Origin of the sequence: Paraburkholderia caffeinilytica, from assembly GCF_046030355.1 — a bacterium.
Classification (GTDB): domain Bacteria; phylum Pseudomonadota; class Gammaproteobacteria; order Burkholderiales; family Burkholderiaceae; genus Paraburkholderia; species Paraburkholderia caffeinilytica_B.
The window spans coordinates 305,343-317,679 of the sequence record NZ_JAQQCQ010000003.1; the positions used below are offsets into that span (position 1 = coordinate 305,343).

Sequence of the window (12,337 nt, forward strand, 5' to 3'; positions counted from 1 at the left end):
GGCTCGCCGCGTCGACACGCGGCGAGCCGTGCAAACATTGCTCACGTGATTCAAGCGCAGCCCAAGCGCAATTGACTGTTACACGCGGAAATCCGCCGCCATGTCTTCGTCCGAGCGCGCCTCGAGCTCGCCGCTGCGGCAAGCCTTCAGGAACACGTCGTAATCACGCTCCACCAGGTCCGCGTAGCTGGCGGCATAACCGACGAGCGATTCCGCGAACTGGTCGCCACGGCCAATATAGGCGCTAACCTCGATCGCCTGGCCACTCGCCTTGGCATGCGCACGCGCCATGACCCAGCCGCACAGTCTCGCGTAACCGTCCAGCAAGTCCGTGTCGAACAATTCGATGTTCGCCGACAGCTTCATGTCACGCAGTTGCCGGAAGTAGAAATGACGCCCTAACGGCCCCGTCGCCCAACCGAGGAAGATATCGCTCGTGGCTTGCAACATGCGCTGCCCCTGCACGACGCGCTCACCCTCGTGCTTGACAGTCGGCGACTTGTAGAACTGGGCGACCACCGAAGGCCGCGCCTCCTTGAGTTGCAGGAACAATGGCTTGCCCATGTGATCCGTGTTCAACACGACCATACAGCGCGTGCCGACGCTCCCCACGCCCACCACTTTGAATGCGATGTCCTGCACGGTGAAGTGGTCGAGCAACTCGCGCCGGTCGTGCGACATCGTCTTCAGGTACTCACCCCACATGCGGTCGAGCATCTTGCGCCAGTTGGCGCCCCTGAATGCTTCGGTTTCCTCCGGCGTGAACAGCGTGTTATCCCCTAGCACGTGGAATAGCGCCGGCGGCGCATCACGGATCGTCCAGTGGTTGCCGTCGTAGTCGGCCATTTTCTCCAGCAGGCTTTCGTGGGTTCGGCTCGCCGCCTTCTCCATGCCGCGGCGCACCGCGCGGCGGCGCTCCGGTGTCAATGCGGTTTCGGCCATCAGATCGAAGGTGATCCGGTCGTACCAGAGTTCGAGCGCGCCGCATTGCGCGTATTGCGTCATACGGTCGCGATATTCGGTGACGGCGGTCATCACCAGACTCTCGGCCGTGCCACGACTCAAGCGCATATGACGCGCGGCGACTACGAGGCTCGCGGTCAGGCGTTTCAGATCCCATTCGAAGGGGCCCGTCGCCACTTCGTCGAAGTCGTTCAGATCGAATACGAGTTGACGCTCCGGCGTCGCGAAGCCGCCGAAATTCATCAGATGGCCGTCGCCGCAAATCGGCATGGTGAGGCCGGTGTCGGGAATCCGGCTGAGATCGTGGGCCTGAATGATCGCCGTGCCGCGAAAGAAGGTGAACGGCGAGACGGCCATGCGCCCATAGCGCAGCGGCACCAGGTTCGTCACGCGCCCCTCGCTGCTTTGCTTGAGCAACTCGATCAGATTACGATGCAACTCGCCTATCGTACGATGGCTCGAACGCTTCGAGTGCTCACGGGCGGCGCGGCCACGGGCCTCCCGTTCGGCGATGGTGCTGGCTTTCATGCTCTTCTCCGGTTTTTTTGTGTGAATCTTGCTATCGGTTCAAGAAGACTGCTTCTGCTGACACGGTGAGCCATCACCAACGGTAGCCCACACCGCCGAAAATCACATCCGAATCACGATCATAGCGTGTCACGATACGGTTCCATTCGAGCCGCGCATCCCAGTGATCGGTCAGGCGATACGCGCCCGCGATCGTCACGAGACCGGAGAACTTCCCCGCGCCCGGTCCTGGCGACGCGCTATTTTCGTTTTCGTTGATCGCATAGTAAGCGCCGAGTCCGAGCCCGAGCGAAACCTTGTCGTTGAGGAAGGCGCGCGTCGCCCACAGTTGACTGGTCACGCCATCGCGGCGCGCCACCTTGCTGCTGCCCTCGTGAAGATAGCCGAGGGTCACGTCGAGGTATTTCGCGAGGCCGTGCCGATACTCGATCGCGCCACCCAGCGCGCTCGGCGAGCTGGTCGAATTGACGATGGTTTCGCCGAGATATACCGCAACTTCGTTGTTGGTGACCTTGTGCGTGCTGCCGCTTGCCCAATCCCGCGGACCGGGCGTGCCCGGGGCATCGAGCTGATAGCCGACGCCGAACATCACACTGGTCGCATCCGGCCCGCGCTGCACATGCACACGATTCAACTGCAGCTGCGTGATCCACCGGCTCGACGCGTAGTACGCCGCGCGCACGCTATACACCACGCCCCAGCCATGCGTGTCCGAATAGCTTCCGCCTTGCACGGCCGTGGTGGTATCGAAGTAACGGTAGGGGCCGACACCCGCCTGCAGAACGAACTGCGGACTCCCGACTGGAATACGGGCCCACAACTGGACCATCTGGCCATCGCGATGATGATCGGGAATGTGCCCTTCATTGAGCCACGTGAAGCTCGCGGCAAAGTACTGCCCGAGCCCTTCCTGATAGTTGAACGCCCACGTGTAGGTGTTCGTGCTGCCCGCGCGCGAGCCGCCGCCGAATAGGGAAAACTCCTGGGCGTGAGCCGCGTGGGACGTGAACAGAAATCCGAGACCAGCAATACAGGAGGCCGCCTGGATCGCCAACCTACCACTCGCCGCAAAATTCAGATTCCGCATGCTATTCGCATCTCCCGATGGGCTGCAGTTGCTGCTGGAATTGATAATCCGACGAGGAGCCGGACGGCGGCTTCGAGCACCGGAACCGGCTGTCGTTACGAATTGATTGCCATGCTAGCAGACCACCCGGTAAAAATGTTACGCCATGCATTTTGGCGCGGCAGTCAGTTTCAGCTTCGGTTTCCGCTCATGCGATTTGTCGCACTTGCTGCAATGCGAATGCAGGGTGTATAGAATCGTTCGCATGCACCCTGCCCCTCATCGACACAACGAGTCCGAGCTACCGCTCCATACGCCCAGCGTTTCGTCCGTGACGCTGGCGGCGATCATTGCTGTCATTGCGTGGATTTCCATCACTGCCCAAGCCGACCTGACGATCGATCGCACGCTAGCCCGAGGACTTGGCGTGCTTGATGGAATTGCAAGGATGAGTAGTTACCTTACCAATCTAACGGTATTGGCATGCGCGATCTGTTTTACCTGCGTCGCGCTACGCGGACGCAGTTTGTCGATCGTACGTTTTTTCCGGCGGCCCACTGTCGTGACCGCTGTCGTTGTCTACATGACATTTGTCGGAATCGCTTATAACCTGCTTCTGCGCGGCATGTGGTCGCCTGCAGCGTACAGGCTGCTGCTCAACGAATCGATGCACAGCGTCTTACCGATGCTAACGGTACTCTACTGGGTGTTATTCGTACCGAGGTTTCATTTGTGGCTGCGGCATTGTCTGTTATGGCTGATCTACCCCGTTGCCTATCTTGCCATTACGTTCTGGCGCGGGAGCCTATCGGACTTTTACCCTTATCCTTTCATCAACGTCGACGTGCTTGGCGTCAGGCACGTCGTCGTCAATTCTGCCCTCTTGTTTGGCGGATTCTTGATGTTAATGGCGATATTCGTGGGGATTAACTTCCGGCGCAGACGCTAACAAAAAGCACACCGTTTCAGGACCAAGGCACCTCAACGAAGACAGGCTCCTCCAGATGACCAATGGTTTGTGAAGTACTCCTCGGCGCGCGCAGCGCCGCCGGAAGAATGACGCCTTTGTCACGCACGCCGAATGTGCGAGAACACAGATTCCAGATGCACCACTACCATGACTGTGCGGGGGACCCGCTTATAAGCTAGCGGTGTGAGCCGCTTTCTTTTGCCTACTTTTCTTTGCGGCATGCAAAGAAAAGTAGGTGCCCGCCCCGCACAGGGGCAACACTAATAGACCACTACCAACACAAGGAAAGGCCAGCACCGCCAGGACAACCACCCCAACCGCGCCAGCCCCCCCCCAAAAACATCAAACCAAAACATCAAACCAAAACCCCACCCCTCCGCGGCGACAAAACCGACACAACAAAACTAACCACCACATTCACAGCCAACGCAATCAACCCAATATAAACCGGATAAACCGCATCCCCCACATGGAAAGCGAACACCGGCTTAAGCCCTTGAGAAACCGCAAGCCCGCTCCCAAGCACAATCCCTACGAGCCACCCAAGAAACAACCCCGGCGTATTCAACCGCCGCGTATACAAGGAAAACACAATAGCCGGAAAAATCTGCAAAATCCAAACCCCACCCAGCAACTGCAGATCAATCGCATACTGCGTCGGCAGAAACACAATAAACAGGAGCGCGCCGAACTTAACGACCAGCGAAACGATCTTCGCCGTAGAAGCCTCAGCCTCCGGCGTGATATCCGGCGAAACAAGAGGACGCCACAAATTCCGCGTGAAAAGATTAGCAGCCCCGATCGACATGATAGCGGCGGGCACCAACGCACTAATCGCAATAGCCGCAGCCGCAAAGCCGACGAACCACGACGGAAACAACGTATTGAACAGTGCCGGCACCATATCGGACGCCGACTTCACATGCACACCGGCCGCAATCGCCATATAACCCAGCAACGCAATCAACCCCAGCAGGAGCGTATACGCCGGCAGGAAAATCGCATTCTTGCGCACGGTATTAGCCGACGACGACGACAACACCGCCGTCATCGTATGCGGATACATGAACGCCGCCAATGCCGAGCCCAAAGCAAGCGATGCATAAGCGGTGAACTGCGCCGGCTTCAGAATGATCCCGGTCGCGCCGCCCTTGGCCTTGAAATACGTATCGGCTGCATCGAACACATGCGCGTAGCCGCCGAGCTTCGCCGGAATCAGCCAGACCGCCGCGATCACGACGATATAGATCATGATGTCCTTGACGAACGCGATCATCGCCGGCGCCCGCAAGCCGCTTGCGTACGTGTACAGCGCCAGAATCACGAAGGCGACGATCAGCGGCATTTCGCCAGTCACGCCGAGCCCCTTGATCACCACCTGCATACCCACCAGCTGCAGCGCGATATACGGCATCGTCGCGACAATCCCTGTGATCGCCACCGCGGCGGGGAACCACTTGCCACCGTATTCACCCTGCACGTAGTCCGCTGCCGTGATGTGGTTCTTCGCGTGGGCGATCTTCCACAATTTCGGCATCACCGCAAACACGAACGGATAGACAATGATCGTGTACGGCAGCGCGAAGAAGCCATACGCCCCCACCGAATACACCAGCGCAGGCACCGCGATCACGGTATAGGCGGTATAGAAGTCGCCGCCCACGAGGAACCACGAAATTACCGTGCCGAACTGGCGGCCACCCAGACCCCACTCGTGCAATTGCGTCAGATCGCCCCGCTTCCAGCGCGCGGCAAAAAAACCGACCACGGTGACGAGAACAAAGAATGCGATAAAGACGGTCATCGCGACCGGGTTCACAGGATTGACTTCGCTCATTTGACACCTCGGTACACGACGTAAATCAGTAGCGAGGTCAACGGAACCCACAAGAACTGATACCAGTAGAAGAACGGAAAGCCGGCGAACGAAGGACGCGTGTCGTTATAGAACGGCAACCACAGCAACGCGATGTACGGGATCAGCAGGATGAGCCATAGCCATGAACGGCCGGCAGATTGGGAGGTCTCCACAAACTTCTCCTAAGTCTATTATTGAAACCGCGCGCCATGACTTGTGACCTGGCCCGCGGAAAACCGGTTACCTGATATTAGACGGCAAAACCGGAGTTTGCTTTTGCAATGTGCGCCGCACCATCGCGCCGGAAGGCGCGGTAGGTCGCGGGGATGTAGTATTCGCCTTCGTGAGCGCTCTCACAAGCGCGCAACTACGTAAGCCGGCTACGTAATACTACGTAGCCTGTCGGTCGTCCTGTCTACGATGAAACTCAAAGCAAAGATTGTCCTGCTGGCGATCGTGCCCTTTCTGGCGGCCATCGCCAGCATTGAAACCGGCGTGCGCCGGGAAGCGACGGCGCTCGCCGAGACGCAGCACGCGACCACCCAGGCCGCGTACCTGGCCAGCAAGGAAATCGAACTCAAACACTACGTCGAACTCGCGACCACGGCGATCGCCCCGCTCTACGACGCCGGCCACGACAACGCGCGCGACGATGCGATGCTGCGCACCCGCGCGCTCGACACCCTCGAGAAGATGGATTTCGGCAAGGACGGCTACTTCTTCGTCTACGACATGCACGGCCGTTCGCTGATGCACCCGCGCGAGCCCGATCTCGTCGGACGTGATCTCTGGGCGCTGCGCGACCCGCAAGGCAAGCTGACGATCCAGCAGTTGCTCGCCGCGGCCTCGCGCGGCGGCGGTTATGTGCGCTATGTGTGGCATCGTCCGTCGACGGGCAAGCTCGCGTCGAAACTGGGCTACGTGGTGCCGCTCGAACGCTGGGGCTGGATGATCGGCACGGGCATCTATCTCGACGACGTCGACGCCACGCTCGCCGACATCGATCAGCGCGCGGCGGCCAACATCGATCGCACCATGCAGTGGATCGACGCCATCGCACTCGCCGGACTCGCCGTGATCGCTTTGTGCGCACTGGTGCTCAACGTCACCGAATATCGCAGTGCCGATGCAAAACTGAAGCGGCTCGCGCAGCAGGTGGTCGATTCGCAGGAAAACGAACGGGCGCGCCTGTCGCGTGAATTGCACGACGGCATCAGTCAGATGATGGTCTCCGCGAAACTGCTGCTCGAATCGGCGTTGGCGCGCCTGGAACGCAGCGACGTACGCGTGCCCGCAGCGGAAGCCGCGCTATCGACCAGCGTCGCGCGCATCGGCGATACCTTGCGTGAAGTGCGCCGCATTTCTCACGCGCTGCGTCCGTCGATGCTCGACGACCTCGGCGTAGCAGCCGCACTGGAGCAACTCACGCGCGAGTTGAGCGACGAATCGGGTATCCAGATCGGTTTTACACAGATCGCCCACACCCATGCAGCGGCTTTACCGGAAGTGGTGAACACGGTCCTGTTCCGTATCGCCCAGGAAGCGCTGACGAATATCGTGCGGCACGCGCAGGCCTCCAGCGCAGCGCTCTCGCTGGAAGTATCGAACGACGCCGTCACGCTGACGATTTCGGACAACGGGCGCGGTTTCGACGTCGCGCACGCACTCGTCAATCCACACGCGGGCGTGGGCCTGCGCAATATGCGCGAGCGGCTGGACGCACTGGGCGGCAAGTTGTCGCTCAGCTCGCAGCCCGGTCATACGATCGTGACGGCGCGTGTGCCCGTCGTTGCGTCTGCGCTTCAATCGCCTGCTTTGCGGGAAACCTCACAATGAACGACACGCCACTCGCCATTGCACGTTTAATCCTGATCGACGATCACCCGCTCGTACGCGACGGTTTGCGCGCCCGGCTCGAAGCCGTGCGCAACCTCGAGATCGTCGGCGAAGCGGGCAACGCGCAGGAAGCGCTCGCGCTCGCTGCCAGCCAGGAACCGCATCTGGTGCTGATGGACGTCGGCATGAACGGGATGAACGGCATCGCGCTGGCCGGCATGTTTCACGAGCGCTTCCCCGCGATACGCGTCCTGATGCTGTCCATGCACGACAACCTCGAGTACGTGACCCAGGCGGTGCGCGCGGGGGCGAGCGGATATGTGCTCAAGGACTCGCCCGCCACTGAAATCATTCAGGCAATCGGCGCCGTGCTGGAAGGCAAGACGTTTTTCAGCGCGGGGCTGGGCGCGCGGTTGATTCAGGCATCGGCGACGCAATCGCCCATTGAGCGGCTCACGCCACGCGAGCGCGATATTCTCGATGCGCTGGCGGAAGGCCTCTCCAGCAAGCAGATCGCGCAACGCAACGACCTCTCAGTGCGCACGGTAGAAACGCATCGGTTGAATCTGAAGCGCAAGCTCGATATTGAAGGCCAGGCTGAATTGATCAAGTTCGCCGTCGAAAATCGTCGCAAGAGCCAGTGAGGTTCTGAGTCAACGCTGCATAATCTCGACTGGGTAGTCGAGAATCAAAACCGTCGATCCGTCTGCCCCACGCTCAAAATCCCGGAGCTCAAGACGATGAAGCGTCTGATCCAACTGCACCTGGCGAGTCTGTTGATCGGCATGGCCGCACCGCATGCTCATGCCGACGCGCAACGCATCAATCGCGGCCACGATCCATTCTTTCAGATATCCAGAGCCATCGCTGAATGCCCGGTTCCCTTGGGTCCGCTAGAGACCGAACAGGAATGGCTCGACGACAGTCATTACCGGATCGAGCGCGGCAATAGCTGCTGGGTGGAAGGCCGCTGCCGTCTGTCGAACGCGTACCTCTACGATACGGAAATTGCCGACGCAGTCCAACGGCGCCTCACCAATATCAACTACGCCACTCACTGGCGCGAACAGTCGACGCTGTGGCTCATCCTGCAACGCCGCTTCATTTACGTGCAAGGCTGCGTCGCGCCGGGCTTCGACAAACAGACATTCCTCACGGAACTCGCGAAAACCGCGGACGTGGATCGCGTGATCGACGACACCACAACCGACCCGCACGCGGCGTCGCTACCCTATAAAACGCTGGCAGATCCGGACAAACCCGTGATCGATCCGGGCAATTAGCCCCGCTAGTCCAGTGATGCCAATCTAGTCAGTAGCGCCACCACGGTCGCTGTTGTCGCGAATGATTTGCGCGATCAGCGCATCCGCATCGCGCGAGACGTTATCGTGAACGCGGGTACTTTGCGTGGCGGCCGGCGTGTCGTTGCCGATCAGATGACCGCTGCGCACATGCGTATCTACCGACACCTGCATCGACAACCCAAGCCGCAACGGATGCGCCGCGAGTTCGGCCGGGTCGAGTGAAATGACGATCGGCACGCGCTGCACGACCTTGATCCAGTTACCCGCCGCGTTCTGCGAGGGCAGCATCGAAAACGCGCTGCCCGTGCCTGCCGAAAAACCCTCCACGCGCCCCCGGTACACCACTTGCGAGCCATACACATCCGACACGATGCGCACCGGCTGCCCCACGCGCATGCTGCGAATCTGGCCTTCCTTGAAATTCGCCTCGACCCACAGACGCTCGAGCGGAATGATCGACATGAGCGCGAGCCCCGGCCCGACCTGCTGGCCGATCTGCACCGAACGCTGTCCGACCGTGCCGTCAACGGGAGAAACGACGGTTGTGCGCTGCAGATTCCGGTAAGCGAGCCGCAATTGCGCCGCGGCTTGCAGAACCGGCGGGCTGGCTTCGACCGGGAACTTCCCACCGAGCGCGCGGGCGGCGTCGAGCTGAACCTGCGCCGAGGCGAGGTTCGCTTGCGCGACCGCCACGGCTTCGCGAGCCCGCGCCAATTCTTCCGGCGACACGACTTCCACCGACGCATGATCGCGCGCCGCCAGCGCACGTTGCGCCAGCGCGAGTTCGGCGCGGCGCGCGTCGATCGATTGGACGTAGAGCTTGCGCGAGATCGTCGCGTTGGCGACTTGCCGCACGGCGAGCGTCAGTTGCGCTTTGGCCTGTGCGAATGCAGCCGCCGCCTCGGCGTCGTCGAGTTTCACGAGCGGCTGACCCGCGCGCACCTGCCGCGTGTTATCCACCAGAATATCGGTGACCGTGCCGGGTATCTGTGCGGCGATCTGCACGATGTTGCCCGCCACGTAGGCGTCGTCGGTTTCTTCGTAGAAGCGCGCGCTGACGCCCCAATACGTCAGCCACGCCACACCGGCAAGTGCCACTACACCGAAGAAAACGGCGAAACGGCGCCGGCGCGCCGCCCGTTTCGAATCGTGCGCGTCGCTCGTTATATCTGCCGCGTTTGCCGGGCTTGCCTGCCTCTCGGTCCAGCCCGCGGCATGTTGTGCCTGTTTATCGTTGTGCATTCAATCGAAGTGCGTATCCGTGATGCGTGCGTGAGAGGGAAAGGTGGTCTGATAGTGAGAGATTGGCGCGCCGGCCACCTTGCGTACGTCGAAGCCGCCACCGAGTGCGCCGACCAGCGCAACCTGCAGCATTCTGCGGCGGCCCTGCAAATCCACTTGCTGCGCGCGTTCGTCGAGCAACGACAGGTCGGCCAGCGTCACGTCCTTCTGCATAGCGATACCGCGGCGATGCCGCTCTTCAGCGATCGCAACGATATGCGTGGCGGCTTCCACCGCGCGGGTCTGCTCGGTGGCAAGCGTATCGACCGTGCGCAAGGATGTCAGTTGACGCGCGACCTCGCCGAGCGCCTCATCGACGGTCTTGTTGTAGAGGGCAATCGCCGCGTCGACATTGGCGTAATCGCCGCCTAATTGCGCGTGCAATCGGGTGCGGTCGAAAATCGGCAGCGAGATCGCCGGTCCCACCGAGCCGGTCAACGCCGCGCGCGAGAAAAGCGCGCCGGGTGTCAATGCTGTCAGCCCGGCAAAGGCCACCAGATTCACGTCGGGATAGAACTGGGCTCGCGTGGCGTCAGTGTTGGCGAGCGCCGCTTCAGCGCGCAAACGCGCCGCCACGATGTCGGGCCGGCGGCCCAGCAGATCGACCGGCAACTGTGCGGGCATCGGCGCGTCGGCGGCCGCGGCCAGTCGGGGACGATGCAGCGACAAACCCCGCTCCGCGCCGCGCCCGGTCAACACACCGATCTGCAACTCGGTCAGCTTGATGCGCTCGTCGTTGAGTGCCTGCTGTGAGGCGAGCCGGCTTCGCTTGAGTGTGGCGTCGGCCGAGTCGTACGCGTTGTCGATCCCGCGTGCGCCACGCTCGCGCAACACCGCATCGACGCTATCCGCGGCCTGCTGCTTTTGCAGCAGAATGTCCTGCATCGCAAAGGCGCGGTCGAGCTCACAGTAGAGCGTCACGAGCGCGACCGTCAGCGTGAGCCGCGCCTGCTCCGCATCGATTCGTGCGGCGTCGCGCGTGGACAGCAGACTGCCCGTCAGCGCGGCATTCTTGCCCCACAGGTCGAGCTGGTAGCTCAAGCCGGCAAACAACGCGGCCGGCGACACCACCGGATCGTTGAACAACTGCACCGGAATCTGCTGGCCACCGACGGATACGTTAGCCACATCGTCCGGCTGTGGTAAGCGGGCCTTGCTCACCGTCGCGCCCGCCGTGCCGGTGAGGCCGGTGAGCGAAGCAAACTGTTCGAGTTGCGCCTGCGCGGCGCCCACTCTCGCCTTGGCGATCTGCAGGTCAGGATTGTTTTGCAACGCTTCAGCGGTTAATTCATCCAGTTGCGGATCGCGATAGCGCGTGACCCAATCAGGCGCGGGCCATGCGCCGTTGGCGCCGGGTCCGATGGTCTGGACAAGCGCATCGGCGGATGGCTTGAGCGGCTTGACGTTCGCCTGCAAACCCGAATCGCTCACACAACCCGTCAGCGCCGCTGCAATCAGTAGTAACGGCCAGGCGCGCGGTATGGAAAATCGCATAGGCTGCCTCACGAGTGCCAGGGACGATGCATGGCGCGCTCCCCTGCCGGCTGCGTGCTCATCTCACCAAGCCTTGCCGGATCAGCCGCATTCGCACCCTTGGTGGTCCTGGCCACGTTGGCCGCGAGTCGCGGACGCGTCCGCTCAAGCGGTCCCATTCGTCCGAAGAGCCCGTCGAACAGACCCAGCGCAATCGCGCCGAGCTTGGTCAGTTTGTCCTTTTCAAGCAGCACGATCTGCACGATTTGCCAGAGCGTCAGTACGTTCGGTACGATTGCGACCGGCAGACGCATGCCATATTGCAGCGCAAGCTGCATCGCGTTTCGCGCACTGTAATAGCGGCGGAAACCGGGGTGATTCATTGTCGTCAATTCCAGAGAACCCAATTTGTGGCGCCGCCGTGAACCGATCCGATGCAACAGCACGAGTGACGGCACCACGTACACGGGCACATTACGCAGTAGCGCACGCAAGCAGTATTCGGTGTCGACGTGGTCGATGAAAAGCGCTTCATCGAAGCGGCCGAGCCGCGCGAATGCCTCGCGTGAAATGACACAGCCGGACGAAATCAGAAACGCGCAGCGCTGCAGCGCGGCGTCGACGTGTATCGACAACCGCTCCACCGCCAAACCGCTTGTCGCGAGCTCGGGCAGGAAGCGTTGATCGTTTTCATCGAAGATACGCGGACCCACTAGAAATGCCCGCCCACTCATCGACGCGCACCGGTCGCGCATCACAGGGAAGTAAGCAGCAGGCGCCTCGGAATCCTGGTCGAATAGCGCGACGGCATCCGCGCCTGCATCGAACAGCGCGCTCAGACCGCAGTTGAAGGCGCCGGCAATGCCGTTACGATTGCCGTGATGCAGCAACGCAACGCCCGCCTCGCCCAGCAGCATCGCGGCGCGCGCATCCGGCACCGGCGAGTTGTCGACCACTAGCAAACGGTCGCACACGGCGCGCATCGTCACCGCGCGCGCGAGCTGTTCTTCACTCGGATGGAACAGGATGATCAACGCGCCCAGGATCGTCATTCGAAG

Annotated in this window: 11 protein-coding genes; 4 read left to right on the forward strand and 7 right to left on the reverse strand. The window is 61.3% G+C overall.

Translation table 11 applies throughout. The features are described 5' to 3' along the window. Positions 1-78 precede the first annotated feature (78 nt). Positions 79-1,491 (reverse strand): DUF2252 domain-containing protein, encoded by a 1,413-nt coding sequence (locus tag PQQ95_RS06085; RefSeq protein WP_408435792.1) that lies wholly within the window; start codon positions 1,489-1,491, stop codon positions 79-81. A 73-nt stretch (positions 1,492-1,564) separates the two neighbouring features. After that, positions 1,565-2,578 (reverse strand): hypothetical protein, encoded by a 1,014-nt coding sequence (locus PQQ95_RS06090; RefSeq protein ID WP_408435794.1) that lies wholly within the window; start codon positions 2,576-2,578, stop codon positions 1,565-1,567. 244 nt (positions 2,579-2,822) lie between these two features. Here PQQ95_RS06090 and PQQ95_RS06095 point away from each other — a divergent pair, with 244 nt between their 5' ends. Further along, positions 2,823-3,506 (forward strand): Pr6Pr family membrane protein, encoded by a 684-nt coding sequence (locus PQQ95_RS06095; protein WP_408435796.1) that lies wholly within the window; start codon positions 2,823-2,825, stop codon positions 3,504-3,506. Between the two features lie 376 nt (positions 3,507-3,882). Here PQQ95_RS06095 and mctP read toward each other — a convergent pair whose 3' ends face one another. Next, positions 3,883-5,364: a monocarboxylate uptake permease MctP gene (mctP, locus tag PQQ95_RS06100; RefSeq protein WP_408435798.1), complete on the reverse strand. Its 1,482-nt coding sequence runs from the start codon at positions 5,362-5,364 to the stop codon at positions 3,883-3,885. Beyond that, positions 5,361-5,558: a DUF3311 domain-containing protein gene (locus tag PQQ95_RS06105; protein WP_093634922.1), complete on the reverse strand. Its 198-nt coding sequence runs from the start codon at positions 5,556-5,558 to the stop codon at positions 5,361-5,363. Before PQQ95_RS06105 ends, mctP begins: the two co-directional genes overlap by 4 nt. 247 nt (positions 5,559-5,805) lie before the next feature. Here PQQ95_RS06105 and PQQ95_RS06110 point away from each other — a divergent pair, with 247 nt between their 5' ends. The 3 genes from PQQ95_RS06110 (at position 5,806) to PQQ95_RS06120 (ending at position 8,504) form a co-directional block, all read left to right on the forward strand. Beyond that, positions 5,806-7,221 carry a cache domain-containing protein gene (locus tag PQQ95_RS06110; RefSeq protein ID WP_408435800.1) on the forward strand — a complete coding sequence of 472 codons (1,416 nt, stop codon included), beginning with the start codon at positions 5,806-5,808 and terminating at the stop codon, positions 7,219-7,221. Continuing rightward, entirely contained in the window at positions 7,218-7,865 is a 648-nt protein-coding gene (locus PQQ95_RS06115) for a response regulator (protein ID WP_408435802.1), read from the forward strand. Before PQQ95_RS06110 ends, PQQ95_RS06115 begins: the two co-directional genes overlap by 4 nt. 96 nt (positions 7,866-7,961) lie before the next feature. Beyond that, on the forward strand, positions 7,962-8,504 hold the full coding sequence (locus PQQ95_RS06120) for a hypothetical protein (RefSeq protein WP_408435804.1): 543 nt from the start codon (positions 7,962-7,964) through the stop codon (positions 8,502-8,504). A 24-nt stretch (positions 8,505-8,528) separates the two neighbouring features. On the opposite strand, the gene PQQ95_RS06125 is transcribed toward PQQ95_RS06120, so the two are convergent. The 3 genes from PQQ95_RS06125 to PQQ95_RS06135 are packed head-to-tail and all read right to left on the reverse strand — an operon-like array spanning position 8,529 to position 12,331. Next, positions 8,529-9,767 (reverse strand): HlyD family secretion protein, encoded by a 1,239-nt coding sequence (locus PQQ95_RS06125; protein ID WP_408435806.1) that lies wholly within the window; start codon positions 9,765-9,767, stop codon positions 8,529-8,531. Then, positions 9,768-11,300, reverse strand: coding sequence for an efflux transporter outer membrane subunit (locus PQQ95_RS06130; RefSeq protein WP_408435807.1), 1,533 nt, complete (start codon positions 11,298-11,300; stop codon positions 9,768-9,770). A gap of 8 nt (positions 11,301-11,308) precedes the next feature. After that, on the reverse strand, positions 11,309-12,331 hold the full coding sequence (locus PQQ95_RS06135; protein WP_408435809.1) for a glycosyltransferase family 2 protein: 1,023 nt from the start codon (positions 12,329-12,331) through the stop codon (positions 11,309-11,311). Positions 12,332-12,337: the final 6 nt, after the last annotated feature.